This is a genomic window from Bradyrhizobium guangdongense (assembly GCF_004114975.1).
In the GTDB taxonomy this organism is placed as follows: domain Bacteria; phylum Pseudomonadota; class Alphaproteobacteria; order Rhizobiales; family Xanthobacteraceae; genus Bradyrhizobium; species Bradyrhizobium guangdongense.
In genome coordinates this window covers 7,333,226-7,353,063 of the sequence record NZ_CP030051.1, presented here as the reverse complement: position 1 = coordinate 7,353,063, position 19,838 = coordinate 7,333,226, and the positions used below count along the sequence as shown (strand labels likewise).

At 64.3% G+C, this 19,838-nt stretch carries 16 protein-coding genes; 10 read left to right on the top strand and 6 right to left on the bottom strand.

Translation table 11 applies throughout. The features are described 5' to 3' along the window. Window positions 1–53 precede the first annotated feature (53 nt). The 3 genes from mtgA (at window position 54) to X265_RS35155 (ending at window position 1,860) form a co-directional block, all read left to right on the top strand. On the top strand, window positions 54–728 hold the full coding sequence (gene mtgA / locus X265_RS35165) for a monofunctional biosynthetic peptidoglycan transglycosylase (protein ID WP_128968997.1): 675 nt from the start codon (window positions 54–56) through the stop codon (window positions 726–728). 170 nt (window positions 729–898) lie between these two features. Next, window positions 899–1,081 carry a 50S ribosomal protein L32 gene (gene rpmF, locus X265_RS35160; protein ID WP_007598106.1) on the top strand — a complete coding sequence of 61 codons (183 nt, stop codon included), beginning with the start codon at window positions 899–901 and terminating at the stop codon, window positions 1,079–1,081. 143 nt (window positions 1,082–1,224) lie between these two features. Then, window positions 1,225–1,860, top strand: coding sequence for a hypothetical protein (locus X265_RS35155; protein ID WP_164938950.1), 636 nt, complete (start codon window positions 1,225–1,227; stop codon window positions 1,858–1,860). Window positions 1,861–2,053: 193 nt separating this feature from the next. Here X265_RS35155 and X265_RS35150 read toward each other — a convergent pair whose 3' ends face one another. Further along, window positions 2,054–2,314, bottom strand: a complete 261-nt coding sequence (locus X265_RS35150; RefSeq protein ID WP_128969522.1) for a hypothetical protein — start codon at window positions 2,312–2,314, stop codon at window positions 2,054–2,056. A gap of 220 nt (window positions 2,315–2,534) precedes the next feature. Between X265_RS35150 and X265_RS35145 the strand changes: the two genes are divergently transcribed. Beyond that, window positions 2,535–4,229: a putative bifunctional diguanylate cyclase/phosphodiesterase gene (locus X265_RS35145; RefSeq protein ID WP_164938949.1), complete on the top strand. Its 1,695-nt coding sequence runs from the start codon at window positions 2,535–2,537 to the stop codon at window positions 4,227–4,229. 112 nt (window positions 4,230–4,341) lie between these two features. Here the strand turns inward: X265_RS35145 and X265_RS35140 are convergent, their stop codons facing one another. The 4 genes from X265_RS35140 to X265_RS35125 form a co-directional block, all read right to left on the bottom strand. Further along, window positions 4,342–7,209 (bottom strand): PAS-domain containing protein, encoded by a 2,868-nt coding sequence (locus X265_RS35140; protein WP_128968994.1) that lies wholly within the window; start codon window positions 7,207–7,209, stop codon window positions 4,342–4,344. A gap of 170 nt (window positions 7,210–7,379) precedes the next feature. Beyond that, window positions 7,380–8,255, bottom strand: a complete 876-nt coding sequence (locus tag X265_RS35135; protein ID WP_128968993.1) for an acyl-CoA acyltransferase — start codon at window positions 8,253–8,255, stop codon at window positions 7,380–7,382. A 94-nt stretch (window positions 8,256–8,349) separates the two neighbouring features. Then, window positions 8,350–9,330: an amino acid--[acyl-carrier-protein] ligase gene (locus X265_RS35130; protein ID WP_128968992.1), complete on the bottom strand. Its 981-nt coding sequence runs from the start codon at window positions 9,328–9,330 to the stop codon at window positions 8,350–8,352. Between the two features lie 39 nt (window positions 9,331–9,369). Continuing rightward, a complete protein-coding gene (locus X265_RS35125) occupies window positions 9,370–10,587 on the bottom strand; it encodes an acyl-CoA dehydrogenase family protein (protein ID WP_128968991.1) in 1,218 nt (405 codons plus the stop codon). Window positions 10,588–10,944: 357 nt separating this feature from the next. Here X265_RS35125 and X265_RS35120 point away from each other — a divergent pair, with 357 nt between their 5' ends. The 3 genes from X265_RS35120 to mtnA all read left to right on the top strand — a co-directional run bounded on the left by X265_RS35120 (window position 10,945) and on the right by mtnA (window position 13,339). Continuing rightward, the gene (locus X265_RS35120) at window positions 10,945–11,217 is read left to right on the top strand and encodes a phosphopantetheine-binding protein (protein WP_128968990.1); all 273 of its coding nucleotides are present in this window, start codon (window positions 10,945–10,947) and stop codon (window positions 11,215–11,217) included. 106 nt (window positions 11,218–11,323) lie between these two features. Continuing rightward, on the top strand, window positions 11,324–12,199 hold the full coding sequence (locus X265_RS35115; RefSeq protein ID WP_128968989.1) for an S-methyl-5'-thioadenosine phosphorylase: 876 nt from the start codon (window positions 11,324–11,326) through the stop codon (window positions 12,197–12,199). Window positions 12,200–12,229: 30 nt separating this feature from the next. Next, on the top strand, window positions 12,230–13,339 hold the full coding sequence (gene mtnA, locus X265_RS35110; RefSeq protein ID WP_128968988.1) for an S-methyl-5-thioribose-1-phosphate isomerase: 1,110 nt from the start codon (window positions 12,230–12,232) through the stop codon (window positions 13,337–13,339). A 49-nt stretch (window positions 13,340–13,388) separates the two neighbouring features. Here the strand turns inward: mtnA and X265_RS35105 are convergent, their stop codons facing one another. Continuing rightward, window positions 13,389–14,024: an HAD-IA family hydrolase gene (locus X265_RS35105; RefSeq protein WP_164938948.1), complete on the bottom strand. Its 636-nt coding sequence runs from the start codon at window positions 14,022–14,024 to the stop codon at window positions 13,389–13,391. 87 nt (window positions 14,025–14,111) lie between these two features. On the opposite strand from X265_RS35105, the gene X265_RS35100 reads away from it, so the two are divergent. From X265_RS35100 to X265_RS35090, 3 genes are all read left to right on the top strand, one after another. After that, entirely contained in the window at window positions 14,112–14,870 is a 759-nt protein-coding gene (locus X265_RS35100; protein WP_128968986.1) for a S1 family peptidase, read from the top strand. 120 nt (window positions 14,871–14,990) lie between these two features. Next, window positions 14,991–16,493: a flavin-containing monooxygenase gene (locus X265_RS35095; RefSeq protein ID WP_128968985.1), complete on the top strand. Its 1,503-nt coding sequence runs from the start codon at window positions 14,991–14,993 to the stop codon at window positions 16,491–16,493. A 307-nt stretch (window positions 16,494–16,800) separates the two neighbouring features. Next, a complete protein-coding gene (locus X265_RS35090; protein WP_244659399.1) occupies window positions 16,801–19,836 on the top strand; it encodes an autotransporter outer membrane beta-barrel domain-containing protein in 3,036 nt (1,011 codons plus the stop codon). The last annotated feature ends 2 nt before the right edge of the window (window positions 19,837–19,838 follow it).

Below are 19,838 nucleotides of genomic sequence, written 5' to 3'. Positions count from 1 at the left end.
AGACTTAATGGCGGGGGCCGCGGCCACGTACATTTCGCGCCGGAAAGGTCGATTTGCGCATCGTTAAAGTCCTGCTTGCAGCGCTCGCGCTTGTGGTTCTCGCGCCCTATGTGGTCGCGCCGTTCTACCGGACCGGTCATCCGGTTTCGACGCTGATGGCGTGGCGCTCGCTGACGGGCGCGCCGATGCACCGGGAATGGATCGATCTGGCTGATATGTCGCCTTATCTTCCGCGCTCGGTGGTGGCGGCCGAGGACGCCCATTTCTGCAAGCATCACGGTATCGACTGGGGCGCGCTGCGCGAGGCCATCGACGATGCCCGGGAGGACGGCACCGCCTTCCGCGGCGCCTCCACCATCACCCAGCAGGTGGCGAAGAACCTGTTCCTCTGGCAGGGGCGGGATTTCATCCGCAAGGCGCTGGAGTTTCCGCTGGCGCTGTGGATCGATTTTGTCCTGCCCAAGCAGCGGATCCTGGAAATTTACCTCAACATCGCCGAGCTCGGTCCGCAGGGCCAATTTGGGGCGGAGGCGGGGAGCGCCTATGCTTTCGGCAAGTCGGCAGAGGACCTCTCGCCCCGGGAATCGGCCCTGCTGGCCTCCATCCTGCCGAATCCGGTCAAACGCAGCGCCAGGACCCCGGGCCCGGGTGTCCGGCGGCTGGCCGGGACCTATGTGGCGAGGGGGCAGGCCGCCTCGCTTTTGACCTGCTGGCGGGAAAATCGCTGATTTCGAGCCCTTTTCGGGCGCTTTTTCCGTGCCAGAACCCTAGCTTTACGGCCAGCCTTCCTCTATAAGCCCGGCCTTGATCGGCATTCAGCTCGCCCCGTATTGCGGGTGCTGAGCCGTCCTCCCGCGGACGATGCCCGGATGAACACCAATCCCTAGAGGATACTGAAATGGCCGTTCCGAGAAGAAAAACCTCGCCGTCGCGCCGTGGCATGCGCCGCTCGGCAGACGCCATCAAGAAGCCGACTTATGTGGAAGACAAGGACTCCGGTGAGCTCCGTCGTCCGCATCATCTCGACCTGAAGACCGGCATGTACAAGGGCCGCCAGGTCCTGAAGAAGAAAGAGTCCTGAAGTCAGGACTTTTCCTGGGGCAGGTTGGTTGCACCTGCCTGATTTCGGCCAACCCGTGAGATATGACAATGGCGGCGGCGGAGCAAAAGCTTCGCCGCCGCATTGTCCTGCCCGAACATCTTGATCAAGAAGGCGCTTTGCCGATGGTCGGTTTCCCGCTGCTTCTGATTCCGCTCGCGGTGTACAACATCATCGCCTTCCTGATGCCCACCGTGTCCTTCACGGACGTGCTGTTCAGGGTGCCGATGATCACGGGCGAGACCTGGCCGGTCACGTTAGCCGATCTTCTGCTCGCGCTCGGCGTGCTGTTGCTGCTGCTCGAAGTGGTCAAGGGCGCGCGGCCCGGTGCGAAATTCCTGATGGATCATCTGCTGTCGCTGGTCATCTTCGGCGCGGCCGCGGCCGAATTCGTGATGTGGCCCAAATTCGGCAACTCCACCTACTTCCTGTTGGTGCTGCTCGCGATGGCCGATTTTCTCGGCGGCATCGCCCAACGCGCACGCCGCCGCATCACCTATGTTGCGGCCGAGGCCGTGGTGTCGCCACGCAAGACGAAGCGGCAGGCCGAGCCGCCGACGCCAGTGACCACGTTCGAGCCGAAATATCCCGAGCCCGCACCGCAGCCTGAGCCGCCGACGCCCTCGGCGCAATCGGTTGCCGAATCCGTGTTGATGGATCATCCCGCGCCGAAGCCGGGTGTCGCGCCATCGCCGGAAATTCCCTCGCCGCATTTGCAGCCGGGCAACGGCACGCCGCCCTCACCCGAAGAGCCGCGGTGATTTTACGGCAGCGGCGGTGCGCTCCCTCGCCCCGTTCTTACGGGGAGAGGGTTGGGTTGAGGGGCCTCTCTCCACACGCGAGATGGTCGAGAAACCTGTACCCCCTCACCCGGATCGCAAGAGCGATCCGACGTCTCCCCGCGAGCGGGGAGAGGTTGAGGGCGCGGTCGCGCTTCAAAAAACTAGAGCTGCCTTACGCCACCTGCCGCGTCCTCGTAGCGACGCTGGGCAGTGGCCGCTTGCCGCTATAGGCCATGCGCGCGTCCTCGGACGAGCCACGGCGCAGTCGGCCTGCCTGCGGCAGGTGCTCGGCATTGGCGATCAGCTGGGTGACGAAGCTCGGATCGGGGCGCGTCATTGGCACCTTGCGGACCCACTGCAAGACTGGCGTGAGCGGGACCAGCGCGGTGCCCGCTTCCTGCGTCGTCTGTTCGATCTGATCCGCATTCACCATCACAACACCGCTGATCCGCTTGAACTGGCGCGTTTTGGGACGTCGGCGCCGGTGCATGAGATGGTCTCGCAAGGCCTATGCCGGCCGAGACTAACCCGTTCCTGAACGCCTTGGGAACGTGGTTTCCAAATTGTTTATGAACTTTGCCTAGGGTCGGAGGCGAATCTGGCCGTATCCTGTGCCAGCTCAGGACTCCCCGCTGTCCCGAAACGAGGCGCTTTTGACCCCAGCATTGCCGCAAGCCTCCGAAATCCTGGCTGCCCTCGGCCAAGCCGTGTTCGTCTGGGATCTCGTCAGCGACGCCATCGTCTGGGGCGAGCAGGCCGGCGCCATCTTCCCCGGCATTCCCGCAGAGCGGCTTGCGAGCGGTGCCGAGTTCGCCAAGCTGATCGAGCCCGCGCAGATGCTACGGAGCGCGGCGCTGGCGCAGACCTCGGCCGTGCACGGCGCCGACGGCACGCCCTACCGGGTCGAATATGGTGTGCGCATGAGCGCCTCCGATCCCGTGGTCTGGATTGAAGAGACCGGCCGCTGGTTCGCTGGCCCCGACGGCCGCCCGTTGCGGGCGATCGGATCGGTCCGCATCAACAACGAGCGGCATGCCCGCGACGAGGAACTGACGAAGCTGGCCCGGCTCGATCCTCTGACCGGCGAGCTCAACCGCTCTCATCTGATCGCGGCGCTGGCCGAAGCGATCGAGGAGACGAGCCGCTTCCGCTCGACCGCGGCCTTCATGCTGGTCGGGATCGATCATCTCGCCCGCGTCAACGACGCCTTCGGTTTCGACGTTGCCGACGCGGTGATCCTCGACGTCGCCAGGCGCATTCGCGCGCGGCTGCGCGGTGGCGACGTGCTCGGCCGTTTCTCCGGCAACAAGTTCGGACTGATCCTGAAGAACTGCACCGTCGACGACATGAACGTCGCCGCCGAGCGCTTTCTCACCGGCATCCGCAACGAGGTGGTGCCGACCAAATCCGGTCCGGTGTCCGTCACCGTCTCGATCGGCGCCGTCAGCCTGCCGCGCTATGCCCGCAATACCGACGAGGCGATCAACCGCGCCCATGAGACGCTGGATGCCGCCAAGCGCCGCCGCGCCGGTTCGTTCGCGGCGTGGCGACCGAACGCCGAGCGCGACGCCCAGCGCCGGGTCAACATCCGCGTCACCGACGAGATCGTCACGGCGCTCAACGAACGCCGCATCAGGCTTGCTTACGAGCCGGTGGTGTCGGCTGCCACGCGCGAGGGGGCCTTCCACGAATGTCTGGTGCGGATGGACCAGGGCGATGGCCAGGTGTTGCTCGCGCCCGACATCGTGCCGGTCGCCGAGCGGCTCGGCCTCATCCGCCTCGTCGATCACCGTGTGCTCGAACTGGTGGTCGCCGAGCTCGCAGCCGCGCCGAACATTCGGCTCAGCCTCAACATCTCGCCTGACACCACGATGGACCCGGACTGGTGGGCCGGAATCGAATCGCTGATGCGCGCCCATCCCGGCGTCGCCGAACGGCTGATCGTGGAAATCACCGAGACGGTCGCGATCCAGGACATCGACGACGTCCGCGCTTTCGTCAGCCGTCTCAAGAATTTCGGCAGCCGCATTGCCATCGACGATTTCGGCGCCGGCTACACCTCGTTCCGCAATTTGCGCAAGCTCGGCGTGGACATCGTCAAGATCGATGGCGCCTTCGTGCAGAACATCACCCACTCCGCCGATGATCGCGCCTTTGTGCAGACCTTGATCGATCTCGCCCGCCGCCTCGACATCAAGACCGTCGCCGAATGGGTGCAGGACGAGGAGGCCGCCACCATGCTGCGCGACTGGGGCTGCGATTACATCCAGGGCCGCCTGATCGGGCTGGCGTCAGCCGACCGCCCGTGGTGCCCGCCGCCGGATAGCGCACTGCCGGCCGCAAGCTGAGATACGGGCAGGATGGGCAAAGCGAAGCGGGCCCACGAAAATTCTCCTTTGAAATCAACGCCCCTTCTACTGTGCATGGGGTTGTTTTCGCGGCGATCCGCGAGCAGGGCGCTCACGCCACGCGGCGAACCGCGTTCAGCGTCGCGATGGTAAGTCCCACCTCGGCCGCCGGGCAGGGCTTGCCGAAATAGTACCCCTGTACGGCCGTGCAGCCGCATTCACGCACGAAGTCGAGCTGCTCCGATGTCTCGACGCCTTCCGCCGTGGTCTCGACGCCGAGCACCGAGCCGAGGCTCGCGATGGTGCGGACGATGGCGACGCTCTCCGGGCTTTCGCCGAGCGTGCCGACGAAGGAGCGGTCGATCTTGATGCGGTCGAACGGAAACTTGCGCAAATAGCTCAGCGAGGAATAGCCGACGCCGAAATCATCCAAGCTGACGCGCACGCCGAGGGCGCGGAGCTGGTGCAGGATCCCGATGGTCGCTTCGCTGTCGTCGAGCAGCGCCGTCTCGGTGACTTCGAGCTCGAGCCGCTGCGCCGGCAGGCCGGCCTCGGCCAGCGCGCTCGTGACCATCGCGACCAGTCCGCGCGAGCGGAACTGGACCGGCGACAGGTTCACCGCGACCGTAACCTCAGGCCATGAGCCGGCCGTGGCGCAGGCGGTGCGCAACACCCATTCGCCGATCGGAACGATCAGCCCGTTCTCTTCGGCGATCGGAATGAACTCGGCCGGCGAGACGAAGCCGCGCGTGGGATGTCTCCAGCGCAGCAGCGCCTCGAAGCCGGTGAGTTCGGTGCTGTCGAGCCGCACCTGCGGCTGGAACACCAGATGGAACTGGTTGGATTCCAGCGCGCCGCGCAGATCCTGCTCGAGCGCGTGCCGGCTGCGCGCCTCTTCTTCCATCTCCGGCTCGAACAGCTGATAGGCGCCGCGCCCCTTGGCCTTGGCCCGGTATAGCGCAAGGTCGGCGCATTTCATCAGCTCGTCGGCATCGAGGCCGTGATCGGGCGCGATGGCGATGCCGACGGAGACGCCGACGTGAATGGACTGGCTTTCCAGCGGCGGGGGATGCCCGATGATCTCGACCAGGCGCCGCGCGAGCTTTTCCGCCGATTGCGGTTGTGGTCCACGCTGGAGCACGGCGAACTCGTCGCCGCCGAGGCGGGCGACGGTGTCGTGCTCGCCGACGTTCTCCCTCAACCGCGCCGCGACCCAGCGCAGCAGCCGGTCGCCGGCGGCATGGCCGAGCCGGTCGTTGACGGTTTTGAAATTGTCGAGGTCGAAGCACAGCACGGCCATGGCGCCGCCGGCGATCGCGACCTGGTTCAGCCCCTCGCCCATCTTCTCGCGGAACAGTGTGCGGTTGGGCAGGTCGGTAAGAGAGTCGTGTCGCGCCATGTGAGCCACGCGCGCCTGCGCCTTGTGCCGCTCGGTCACGTCCTCATAGGTGACGACCCAGCCGCCATGCTCCATGCGCTTGTGGTTGAGCTTGATGATGCGGCCGTCGCTCAAATGGCGGTGCAGCGTGTGCTCGCCCTCGCGCAGCCGCTCGACATAGTCGGCATAGAGCTTGGCGCCGGTCGTGTTCGGGTGGATGCCGAGCGAGCAGCTGTGCTCCATGATCTCGCGCATCGAGACGCCGGGCTTCACGACATCGGGTGACAGGCCGTACATCTCGATGTAGCGGCGATTGCAGACGATCACGTGCAGGCTCGTGTCGAGCATGCACAGGCCCTGGCTCATGTTGTTCAGCGCCGCGTCGAAGCGGCGATACTGCTCGCTCAGTTCCTCGACCGCGCGCTCGCGCTCGGTGATGTCTTCATAGGTGGCGACGAAGCCACCCTCGGCCAGTGCGCAATAGCGCACCGAGATCACCGTGTCGTTGCTCATGCGCCGGCGCATGGGGGAGGTATCGTTGTTCTCGATCCGGACCCGGGCCGCCTTGAGGATCTGCTGCGGGCTGTATTCGGAGGCGAAGGCGCCGTTCGCCATGGAGCGCTCGATCAGCTCGGAGAGATGCGTGCCGGGCTTGCTCTCCTCCGGAGACAGCCGGTAGATCTTCTGATAGGTGGAATTGCAGATGCGCAGGCGCATGTCGCTGTCGTAGAAAGCGAGGCCATGTGCCATGTTTTCGAGCGCGGCATCCAGCATCAGGTTCTGTTGCTTCAGCATCTCTTCGCGCTGCAGCCGCTCGGTGACATCCTCATGCACCGTGACCCAGCCGCCGTCGGGCATGAAGCGCGATACGGCCTGCACTTTCCGGCCGTCATGGCACGTCACGAGAATGGTCTTCGGGCTTCTTGTCCTGATGTCGTTGGTCCTGATATCGCGGAACTCGTCCCCGGACATCTCTGCCCGGTTGCCGCGCGACAGCCAATGATCGATCGCCGCGCAATGCGCGATACCTGGCTTCAAAACGGCGGGGTCGAGATCGTAGAGTTGCAGGAAGCGCTCGTTGCAGACGACCACACGATCCTCGGCGTCATACATGATGAGGCCGTGCGACATGTGGGCGAGCGCGTGCTGGCTGCGCTCCGTCTGCAGTTGCAGCTCGGCTTCGAGGCGGGCGAGACGGCTGACGTCGTCGCAGATCGTCATCCAGCCGCCGTCGGGAAGCGGCTTCAGTTCCAGCGTGATGACGAGACCGCTTGCGAGCGTCTGCCGCGTCTGGAACGGCTTGCCGGCCGCGATCAACGCGATCCGCGAAGCATAGAGCGCATCGAGCTCGCTCCGGGGGATATTCCCGCGCGCCATGCTATGGGCGAGCACCTCGCGATAGCTCGTCCCGAGCCGGACGATATCGGCCGACATGTCGAACAGCGTCAGGTAGCGCGTGTTGACCAGCACGATCCGGTTGTCGGCGTCGTAGACACAAACGCCCTGTTCCATGCCATCGAGCGCCAGCTGGCTCAGCGACAGCAGGGCCTGCCGGCCTTGGTCGTGGCATGCACCGAGCTCGTTGTTGCGGGTCGACGTCATGGGATCAGCGGGATCTCGGCGCAATAGACTTAACGCAACGTAATTCAGCCGCTGAGCGTAGCGAAGAGGCGGGAAAATTCCCTTAAGCGCCGTAGTTTACGGAGAGTGACTGGCGATGCAGAGCGAGCGTGCAAACAGCGTGACCGCAAAGCGATAGCGAAGCCGAACGCCTATGGCCCGTACAGCACGAGTTCCGTATCGGTGAGATCAGCCAGTCGTGGACGGTGCGGGCCCTTGAAATATTTGCGCCCGCGTCGCTCGGTATAAATACCGACAAGGCCGGGGATGGGTTCGTTGGAATCGACGATCACCGAGATCTTGCCGAGACGCAGCAGCAGCCGGCCGATGCGGCCGGCGCAGGCGGCGTATTCGGCGGCGCTGCGGCAGTAGATCAGCTGCATCGCCGGCGGCGCGATGAAACCGCGGCGGATGCGCACCGGTTGCAGGATGAAGGGGAAGACGCCTTTCGGCGTGCGGCACACCAGGCTGAGGCAATTGTAGCGTGCGTGCCGCGTCAGCAACTCGGTCTCGGCCTCGGACAGGCCCTCGATCTGCTTGGCGTGCGGAGAAATGACTTCGATCTTGCTCCAGCGCGGCGCGCGGGACAGTGCCGGCACCGAAAAGAACAGGCCGCGGCAATAGGCGCGAAAGCCCTGCGTCTCGATGATCGGCCAGGTCCATACCGCCGGGCTGATGTTGAGATAGGTGACGTGCTTGTGCCGTTGCGCGATCTTGGTCAGCAGCGGCGCGTAGTTGCGGTAGGCCGGCTCGACATACCAGCTCGACAGATTGCACTGGATGGCGATCTCCTCCCCATCCTTGCGTGTGGTGTAGATCAGCAGCAGCACGCCGACCGGTTCGCCGTCATTGTCGAGCATATAGCCGAAACGCGGATAGCCCTCCGGCACGGGCCGGAAGGCCTGCCGGCGCAGGCCCTGGATCCAGTAATTGCGCGATCGGCCGACGAAGCCGCGCGTCAGCAAGTCCGCGATGGCGTCAACATCGGACTCGGTGATCTCGCGACATCGGACCTTGGTGTGGATCACGCTCGTCTTGCCCGTGGAAATGGTCGGCCTCTTGAAGTCTATCGTTTCAGCATGATCGATCCGGAAAATAGCTTCACGCTTTCCGGATCACGCTCTAGCGCCAGCCTTCGCCGTGGGCCTCAGTCGCTACGTGCGGCGGCATGCCCATGATGTCCCGCACCTTGGCGGGCCAGGCGGAGAGATCGGTGCCGTGGGTGTGGAACATCGCGACCGCCAGCCGATCCATGCCGAAGGCAACGCAGCCAGTGTGAGCAGGCTCGCCATTGGCGTCCTGGATGCCCCAGGTCGTGCCGAAATGCTCGCGGTGATAGTTGAAGCTCATGCAGGCGGTCGGCTGCTCTTCGGAGCGCAGCGGGATCAGGAGCTCGAACTTGAGCTGCTGCTGTTTCTGGCTCACCGCCTTCATCTGGCCGACGCGGCCGAAGAAGGGATCGCTGGCATAATCGACCCGGAAGGTCAGGCCGAGATCGCGGGCGATCGCCTGCGCGCGCACCATCCAGCGCTCGCGGAAATCGGCGACGTCGTCGGGCGTGCCGATGCAGACATATTCGCGCATCCGGAACGATTGCAGGCGATCGAGATGCTTCGACGGCTCGCGGCGGAAGCAGTCGGCGGCGACGTCGAAGCGCAGGCCGCCCTTCGGCAAGGGCCCGCGGCTCGCCGCGATCGGATAGACGGGATAGCAGGCCGCGGGCGACAACACGAGGTCGGCCGGCGACAGCGACGTGGTCCAGTCGCCGCCGGCATCGAAGCGGCTCACCGCGGCGTTGATCTCGCGTTCGGTGCCGTGCAGCCCGCAGACGCAGCCGAGCAGGTTCGGAAAGCTCTTGAGGTAGCCGGACTTTTCCAGCTGGGCCCGGCTCATCACCGGCGGGAAGCGCAGCGCTTCCGTGCCGGATTCGCGATGGCTGGTGATCAGCGCGGCGAGCTTCTCCACCACACCTTCATACAGCGCGGTGCGGGCGTAGACGCCGTCCGAGCCCATGCGGTGGAATAGTTTGTCGGCGAGATGATCGAGCGGATCGGCGATTTGCGGGGCAGTCTCGGGCGAATCCGGGAGGACGGCAATGTTCATGGTCGATGTCCTGCTATCTCAAATTTGCTTTTTGTTGGTTTAGTCACGAAGGCTCGCCGGCACACCGCTCATCAGCGTCGACGTGGCGGCATTGGCCAGAATACGATCGTTGTTGATCATGATCGGCGACGACAACACGTCGCGCAGGTGGCGGCCCATGGTGAACTCGCCGTCGTTGCGATAGCCGGACAGGCCCGCAGTGCGCATCGCATGCATCACGGTCTCGACCGCGAGCTCGGAGGCCTGCACCTTCAACAGCGTGATCGAGGACTGGAAGTCCAGCGAGCCGAGCGCGCGCTCGTCATGTTCAGCATGGGCGAAGGCGTCGAGATTGGCTGAGATCAGCGCGCGAAGTTTCGCCAGCGACATCTTCGCGGCGGTGAAATGCGCGGCGGCCGGCGGCATCTGTCCACCGGAAGAGCGTGCAGCCTTGCGGATGAAGGCCTGCGCGCGCGTCACCGCTGCGGCGGCGATGCCGGCCCAGGCCGATGACCAGCACAGATGCGCGAAGGGCGTCATGGTCTGGGCGTGGATCTTGTCATAGGATTCCGGGAAGACGCGGTCAGCCGGACAGTCGACCCTGAGCTCGAAACCGGTCGAGCAGGTGCCGCGCATGCCGAGCGTTTCCCAGCCCAGGGTCTGCTTCAGCGAATAATCGTCCTTGGCGAGCGCAAGGAGCACCTGGTCAGAGGCCGCGGCCTCGGTGGCGCGGCGGGCGATGGTGACGAGGCCATCGGCTTCGGCGCCGTAGGAGATCACCGTGGCGTCGCGCAGCAGCGAGATGGTGTCGCCGGCGTGGTCGACGGCTGCGGCGCTGGCGCGGATGTTGCCGCCGTTCTGGCCTTCGGTGGTGGAGGAGGCGAGCAGCCATTGGTCGCGGGCGACCCGGCGCATCATGGTTTCCATCCAGGGAATGCCGTGGCCGTGCCTGATGATGCAGGCGACCTTGGTCTGGTGCATCGCGTAGATCATGGCCGTCGAGGCGCAGGCGCGCCCGAGCGTGTAGCAGATGTCGGTGACGTCGTAGATCGAGGCGCCAAAGCCGCCGAACTCGACCGGGATCATGACGCCGAGCAGCTTCTGCTCACGCGCGGTCTCGAAGGCCTTGTGCGGGAAGCGGGCATCGCGATCGACGCCATCGGCATCGGCCGCAGCCACGCTGGCGGTTCGGGCGGTACGCTCGATGAGGGAAGGGCCCTGCTCGAGCAGGCTCGTCGGTGTTTCGTCGACAGTGAGGACTGCTTCACGCACGTTCATACTCGTCCGCCTCCGGTTTGCCGTTCAAGATCGTCGGCATCATTCGCGATGCGCGTCAGCGATCCTCCGGCCATCTTTGCTTGTGAGACGAGGCTACGGATTTAATTCAAATTCGTCGATGAAATAGAGGGTAAACGAACCGCAATTTCGAACGAACAGTTAAGGTGCGGTTGTTTGCATGGCCCGAATTTCGGCGATCGCGTTAGGGTTCTGGAAGATGCCGTAATTCCAGACAATCTGAGTCATCGTTTACTAAGAAACGCGATGTAATGCTGGCAGGCATTGCGGGATCGGCCCGTCGTGCCCATCGTACCCGGCGACCGGCCCGACCTTTTAAAGACAGATGGGAATTTGCCGATGCAGGCCTTCGATACCGATTTGCGTCATCGCATCACCAAGCTGGTGAAGGGCATCCTCGAGCAGAATTCGCTTGCCGCCGATGCCGCGCCGCAGGCCAAGCTCGTCGATGTCGGCCTGACCTCGATGGACATGGTCAATCTGATGCTGGGCATCGAGGCCGAGTTCGACTTCACCATTCCGCAGTCGGAGATCACGCCGGAGAATTTCCAGTCCGTCGAGACCCTGGAACGCATGGTCGCGACCCAGCTGAAGCTGGCGAAAGCGGCTTAGCCAGGTCGCCGCTGCCTCCGGGCAGGACCCCGCCCCCCGTTCCAAAACTGCCGCAAAACTGGCATAGCTTAACCATGTCGCACGTGGCGGACAGGGTGAAGCAGGTATGACGCAGGCGGTATTGGGCATCATCGGTGGCTCCGGCATCTATGATTTGCCGGGTCTCGAAGGCGCGCACGAAGAGGTGATCAGGAGCCCCTGGGGGGAGCCGTCGGCGCCCGTGCGGCGAGGCACCATTGCAGGTCTGCCGATCGTGTTCCTGCCGCGCCATGACAAGGGGCATCGGCTGTCACCCTCCGACATCAACTATCGCGCCAATATCGATGTGCTGAAGCGCGCCGGCGTCACCGACCTGATCTCGCTCTCGGCCTGCGGTTCCTTCAAGGAGGAGCTGCCGCCCGGCACCTTCGTTCTCGTCGATCAGTTCGTCGACCGCACTCACAAGCGCGAGAGCTCGTTCTTCGGCAGAGGCTGCGTCGCGCATGTCTCGATGGCGCATCCGGTCTCGCCGCGGCTGCGGATTCATCTGGCGGCGGCGGCCGAGGCCGAAGGGATCGCGATCGCGCGCGGCGGCACCTATGTCTGCATGGAGGGACCGCAATTCTCCACCTATGCGGAGAGCATGACGTACAAGACGCTGGGCTATTCCGTGATCGGCATGACCAACATGCCCGAAGCCAAGCTCGCCCGCGAGGCCGAGATTTGCTACGCGACCGTCGCGATGGTGACGGATTTCGACTGCTGGCATCCGGATCACGACGCGGTCACGGTGCAGGACATCATCCGCGTGCTCACCTCGAACGCTGACAAGGCCAAGGCGCTGGTGGCGCGGCTGGCGAAGGATTTTCCACGGGAACACGAGCCGTGCCCGATCGGTTCGGACCGTGCGCTGGATACCGCGCTGATCACCGCGCCCGAGGCGCGCGATCCCGAGCTTTTGAAGAAGCTCGATGCGGTGGCCGGGCGCATTTTGCGCGGTTGAGACGCAAGAAGAACGAAAAGGCAGAATGCCATGAAGGTCGACGGCAAGCATTTTCGCAGCATCTGGCGCGAACGCGACGGCTGGTCGGTCGGCGCGATCGACCAGCGCCGGTTGCCGCATGAGTTCATCATTGCGAAGTTGACCTCGTGCCAAGACGCCGCCGTGGCGATCCGCGACATGCTGGTACGCGGCGCACCGCTCATCGGCGCGACCGCGGCCTACGGCATGGCGCTGGCGATGCGTGCGGACCCGTCCGACGCCGGCCTGAAGCGCGCTTACGACACGCTGATCGTGGCGCGGCCGACCGCGATCAATCTGAAATGGGCGCTGGAGGAGATGCGTGCGGCGCTTGCGCCGATCGATCCGGTTGAACGGGCCGAAGCGGCCTACGCCCGCGCCGACGAGATCGTCGAGCAGGACGTCGAAATCAATCGCGGCATCGCCGCCAACGGCTTTGCGCTGATCGAGGCGATCGTGGCCAGGAAGAAGCCGGGCGAGACGGTCAACGTGCTGACCCATTGCAATGCCGGGTGGCTTGCCACCGTCGATTGGGGCACCGCAACCGCGCCGATTTATCTTGCGCATGAGCGCGGCATCAAGATCCATGTCTGGGTCGACGAGACGCGTCCGCGCAATCAGGGCGCCTCGCTGACCGCCTGGGAACTCGGCCATCATGGCGTGCCGCACACCGTAATTCCTGACAATACCGGCGGGCACCTGATGCAGCACGGCATGGTCGATCTCGCCATCGTCGGCACCGACCGCGTCGCCGCCAATGGCGACGTCTGCAACAAGATCGGCACCTATCTGAAAGCGCTCGCCGCGCACGACAATGGCGTGCCGTTCTATGTCGCGCTGCCGTCGCCCACGATCGACTTCGCGGTTGGCGACGGCATTCGCGATATTCCGATCGAGCAGCGTAGCGGCGCGGAAGTCACCGACATGACCGGCCGCACCGCGGATGGACGGCTGGAGACGGTGCGGATCGTGCCTGAGGGCTCACCGGTCGCGAATTATGCCTTCGACGTCACGCCGGCGCGCCTCGTGACTGGCCTCATCACCGAGCGCGGCGTCCTGAAGCCCGACCGTGCCTCGCTGGCGGCCGCGTTTCCCGAGCGGATCGCTGCCGCGGCGGAGTAGCTAGGTAATCGGGCGATCGATCTGCGCTCGCAATGACGAGGGTGATAGACTATGCCAGCTTCAACCCGGTCGCCGCCTCGAGGTCGGCGATCGCCTGCGTGCCGGTCGTGACCTTGATCGTGGTCATGCCCATGTCCCGCGCAGGCTTCAGGTTGACGCCGAGATCGTCGAGATAGACGCAGTTCTTCGGATCGACCTTCAGCGTCTCGACCATCAGCTGGTAAATGCGTGGGTCCGGCTTGCGCAGGCCGATCTTGGCGGATTCGATGACGTGATCGAACAGCACCATTACCTCGGCGACATAGAGCGAGCGCCCGGTCATGCTGCCGATGGCATTGGCCGGAAGGTTGTTGGTGATGCAGCCGGTCTTGAACTCTGCCTTGATGCGCTTCAGCGCGGCGACCATCTCGGGGCGCAGGTCGCCCTGGAGCAACGGCAGCACGTCGCGTCCGCGCACTTCGGCGCCGAGCGCGAGCGACTCCGCTGCGAACAGCTGGTCGAACGTCTCGATATCGACTTCGGCGCGCTCGAACTTGGCCCAGGCATTTTCCAGGTGATTGGCCGCGTTGGTGCGCCTGATGATGTCGACGGGCAGACCACGCTCGGTTTCGAATCGCGCAAACGCTTCGAATGGTGAGCTCGTCAACACGCCGCCAAAATCAAAGATCACAGCCTCAATCGCCAATGTCCTGCCCTCGTCAATTCCTTCCCAAGAGGGCTAGCATGCGCTATCCGCAAGGGCCAGTCCGGCCGACGATAGAAGCGTGTTCCCATGAAGAAGTTCGTTTTTCTCATCGCAGCAGCCCTGCTGCCTGCCGTGCCCGCTCATGCCATCGTCGGCGGCGGTACACCTCAGACGGAGGGCGTCGCGCGCGCGGTCGTCACCATCGTGGGCTCGCGCGGCAATTTCTGCAGCGGCACTCTGATCGCCCCGCAAATCGTGCTGACGGTCGCTCACTGCGTGCAGCCCGGCGCCGACTACAAGATCGTCGATCGCGGCGCCGATGGTCAGCCGCAATTGCTGAACGTGCGCACCGTCGCGATCCATCCGGGCTTCAACATGCAAGCGATGCAGGCACATCGCGCCACGGCCGACGTGGCATTGCTGCAACTTCAAATTCCATTCAAGGGAAAATCGACCGTGCCGGTCGGCGCGCCAACTATTCCGATCCGGGTCGGCAGCCGTTTCACCATCGCCGGTATCGGCGTCACCGTGCGCGGCGATGGCAAGAGCGGCGGCGCCACGCGGGTTGCCGGTCTCGTCGCCACCGGACAGCCCGGCACCTTCCAGATCCGCCTGGTTGATCCCGTAACCAACGGTATTCGCGACGGAATCGGCGCCTGCACCGGCGATTCCGGCGGCCCCGTGTTCGAGGACAGATCGAACGGCGCGGTGCTTGTCGGCGTGATCAGCTGGTCCACCGGGCCGAATGGCGCTGCCGGCTGCGGCGGATTGACCGGGGTTACGCCGCTCACGCTGTACCGTGACTGGCTCTTGCAGACCGCGCGGAGCTGGGGCGCGGCGTTATAGTTTGATCGCGAGTTGATCTATGTCATTTTGCGAGGGAAGCGCGGCGGGCGAACATGACCGTCGCGGAGGAAACGCGTCGCCATCAAGGCGGCCTGAACAAGACAAGGCACAGAAACAACAATGAATGTCGCTGTTCGCAGTCACGCCACGGCCAAACAGGCTTCTGAACATTTCGACGTGCTGATCGTCGGCGCCGGCATCTCCGGCATCGGCAGCGCCTATCACCTCGAAAAGCAGCTCCCGGGCACGAGCTATGTCATCCTGGAAACGCAGGCGACGTTCGGCGGCACCTGGAGCACGCATCGCTATCCCGGCATTCGCTCGGACAGCGATCTCCATACCTTCGGGTACAGCTTCAAGCCTTGGGTCGGGCCGCCGATCGCAACCGCCGAGGAAATCCTCGCCTACATGAACGAAGTGATCGACGACAACGATATCGCTCGCCACATCCGGTACAAGCACAAGATCGTCTCGGCGAGCTGGTCGAGCGAGCAGAATCTCTGGACCATCGAGGCCGTGACGACGGACACCGGCGAGACCAAGACGTTCAGCGCCAACTTCCTCTGGATGTGCCAGGGCTATTATCGCCATTCGGAAGGCTACACGCCGGAATGGAAGGGTATGGACCGCTTCAAGGGGCGTATCGTCCATCCGCAGACCTGGCCCGACGATCTCGATCTCAAGGGCAAGAAGGTCGTCGTAATCGGCTCGGGCGCGACAGCGGCGACGCTGGTGCCGAACATCGCCGACGACTGCGCGCATGTCACCATGCTGCAGCGCTCGCCGACCTATTTCAGGCTGGGGCGTAACGCCATCGAGATCGCGGAGGAACTGCGCCGGCTTCAGGTGGATGAAGCCTGGATCCACGAGATCGTCCGCCGCAAGATCCTGTTCGAGCAGGATGCGTTCACGAAGCTCTGCCTTTCCAAGCCCGAGCAGGTGAAGAAGGAGCTGATCGGCCAGATCAGTGCCGTGCTCGGTCCGGACTACGATGTCGAAAAGCACTTTACGCCGAGCTATCGGCCGTGGCGCCAGCGCATCGCCTTCGTGCCTGATGCCGATCTGTTCAAGGGCATCGCCAGCGGCAAGGCCTCCGTGGTCACCGACGAGATCGAGTGCTTTGTCGAGAACGGTATTCAGCTCAAATCCGGCAAGCTGCTCGAGGCCGATGTCATCGTCACCGCGACCGGCTTCAATCTCTCTGCGCTCGGCGATATCGCCTTCGAGATCGACGGCAATCCGCTCGCGTTCGGCGACACCGTCACCTATCGCGGCATGATGTTCACGGGCGTGCCGAACATGGTCTGGGTGTTCGGCTATTTCCGTGCGAGCTGGACGCTTCGCGTCGACCTTGTTGCGGATTTCGTCTGCCGCCTGCTCGGCCACATGAAGGCGAAAGGCGCAAAGAAGGTCGAGGTCAAGCTGCGGCCTGAAGATCACAACATGCCGATCCTGCCCTGGATCGATCCGGAGAACTTCAACCCCGGCTACATCATGCGCAACATGGACCTCTTGCCCAAGCGCGGCGACAAGCCGGAATGGCAGCACAGTCAGGATTATTGGACCGAGAAGGACGAGATCCCGAGGACCGATCTCGATGACGCGGCGTTTGTGTACGGGTAACGGCTTCCGGCCGCCCGATCATCTCTCAATCGTCATGGCGAGGGCGTGGGCGTATGCTTCCGGTGTGAATGGCCGTACACACGATCGGCCATTCTGACGCACCGTCGCATGCGCCGATTGAGAGCCGAACGTGTCAAAACGTGGCGCGGTTGCAACAACGTGTGTCGAATCTGCCTGAGTTGCAGCCTTACGGGCGGATTCTGGGCCGCCCGTAGTTCTACTGACCATTCCCATGATCTAGGTTCCGGGGCTGGCGCCGCTAGGAGCGCCAAGGGTCAGGGGGCAAGCGTTGCGGGCTGGGGTGCCATTGAGGGGGCAGAATTGCCCGCGCCGGATCGTCGCCGCGGTTCGCGCGGCCGTCTGGCTTGGCTTTGCCTTGAGCGTGGCCGCGACGACGAGCCCCGCAGCCGCGCAGCAATTCTTCAACGGATCGCAGACCACGCCCAACGGCGCCGTCAACGGCGGAGGCGGCGTTTGGGAAACGACCACGACGAACTGGACGAACGATCCCGGGACGACGAGTTCGGTCTACGATCCATCCGTGGCGACCAGCACAGTGTTTGGCGCCTCCGCCACATCGACACCGGCCACCGGCGGTACGGTGACGGTCGCGCCAACCGGCGTCCAGCTTACCGGCGCCCTGACGTTCACCAACACCGGCGATCATTCGATTTATACAATCCAGGGTGGGGACCTCAGGCTGGCGGTGGGCGGGACGATCATCAATGTGGGCGACGTCACCGGCACGTCGGCTCCCTCGGCGGTGATTGCCTCAAACATCGTCGGCGGCGGCGGGATGTCCCTATTCGGTTCCGGCACGCTCGCTCTGACGGGAACGAATGCCGTCTCTGTCACCATATGCTCGTGCGCGACGCTGCAACTCGGTGATCTCACCCATACCGCTGGCCTTACTGGATCGGTCGTCAACGAAGGCTATTTCAACGTCGTCAATGCCAACACGTCAGGGATATCCACGATCCGGAATGACGGCAGCAGCTTCGGCCCGGCCACCACCACCTTCCTCAATAGCACGGGCGCAAGCTCGATCACGATCACCAACATCAACGGTGGCGAAACGTTCTTCGGCACGTTTCGCGGAACCGACACCGCAACGGCCGCCAACGCGACGATTTTGAACAACACGGGAGCTACGATCTTCTTTGCGCGGACCACGGCAGGATCTGCAACGATCACCAACGAGAGCGGCGGCGGAATCGAATTTCTCGAACACAGCAGCGCGGGCAGCGCCAAGATCACCAACCGCACGGGCGCCGTGACGATCTTCAGCGATTCAACCACGGCGGCCGACGCCAGCATCACCAATAGATCGGGTGGCTCGACGGTCTTTGGCGGCAACGCGACCGCCGGAAACGCCACCATCACGACACTCAACGGCGGCACGACGCAGTTTTTCGTTGCCGCAACGGGCGGCAACGCGCAATTCATCACGAATGGGACCGGCATTGTCGATTTTTCCGGCAGCACCGGTCCGAACGGCGACGGGCGCGTGAGCGCCGGATCGATTGCAGGCTCCGGCACCTACGTGATCGGTATCGGTAATACGCTTGTGGTCGGCAGCAACAATCTGTCGACCGAAGTGAGCGGCGTCATCGCCGATTCCTGCGGCTGTGGCCCGGGGCCTGGCTCTCTCGAGAAGGTCGGCACCGGAACGCTGGTTCTCTCCGGCACGAATACCTACACCGGCACGACGACCATCAATGGCGGCAGCCTGCGCGTGGATGGCAGCATCTCGCAGTCGAGCCTGACCACGGTGAATGCGGGCGCTGCGCTCTATGGCGCCGGCATAATCGGCAACACTGTCATCACCAATGGCGGCATTTACGCCCCGGGTAACGGTAGTCCGGGCTCAAGCATGCGGGTTCAGGGCGATCTCAGCTTTCAGCCCGGCTCGGTCTATGCCGTGCAGGTCGGCAGCGGCTCCAGCACCAGTCACGCGCTCGTCAGCGGCAATGTCGCGCTGAACGGGACGGTCGGTATTTCGCTGTCTGCCGGCAGCATGGTGATGAAGCACTACGCGATCATGGACTTCTCGGGCATCGCCACCGGAAATTTTGCCGGCGTTGCCGCGCCGGGCGGACTGATCGGCACGACGAGCGTCGGCTCGAGCCAGGTCTTTCTCGATTTCACGCTGGACTATGGTGCGAAATACGCGCTCAACGTCAACCAGCAGAACGTGGCGACGACGCTTCAGAACTTTTTCAACGCCAATGGCGTCCTGCCGGCTGAGTTCGCGGGCCTCGGTCCCGCCGGCCTGTCGCAGGCCTCGGGTGAATCGGCAACGGGATCGCAGCAGACGACATTCAACGCGATGAACCTGTTCATGAGCCTGTTGACCGATGTGTTCGGCGCAGGGCGCAGCGGTCCTCCGGGTGCGGCCCCTTACGCCGACGAGACCCGCGCGAATGCCTACGCCGCCTCCGCCAGGCGGCCCAGCGACGCGTTTGCCTCGATTGATCGCAAGGCGGCGCCGCCGACATTCGAGCAGCGTTGGGACGTCTGGGCGGCCGGCTTCGGCGGCTCGCAGACCACCGACGGCCACGCGGCACTCGGCTCGAGCACCACCACCAGCAGCGTCTACGGCACGGCGGTCGGTCTGGACTATCGCTTCTCGCCCTCGACAATCGCAGGCTTTGCGCTCGCCGGCGGCGCTACCGGTTTCGGCGTCAATGGTCTCGGCTGGGGCCACTCCGACCTGTTCCAGGCCGGCGCCTTCGTTCGTCACAACGCCGGCCCCGCTTACCTCACGGCCGCGCTGGCCTACGGCTGGCAGGATGTCACCACCAACCGCATCGTCACGGCGGCCGGCACCGATCAGCTGCGTGCCCGGTTCAACGCCAACGCCGTCTCGGGACGTCTCGAAGGCGGTTATCGCCAGGCGACGCCGTGGATCGGCCTGACACCCTATGCCGCGCTGCAGGCCACTTTGTTCAGCCTGCCGAGCTATCAGGAATTCGCCGTGGTCGGCAACAACACGTTCGCGCTCAACTATGCCGCCAAGGACGTGACCAGCACCCGGACCGAGCTCGGCTTGCGCGCCGACAAATCCTTTGCCGCGGCCGGCGGCGTGGTGACGCTGCGCGGTCGCGCGGCCTGGGCGCATGATTTCAATCCGGATCGCATGGTCGGTGCGGTGTTCCAGACGCTGCCGGGCTCGGCCTTCGTCGTGAACGGCGCCGCGCTGGCGCGCGATTCCGCGCTCACGACCGCGTCGGTGCAAATGAACTGGATGAACGGCTGGTCCGCCGCGGCAACCTTCGAGGGCGAATTCTCGAACGTCACGCGCTCCTACGCGGGCAAGGGCGTCGTGCGCTACACCTGGTAAAT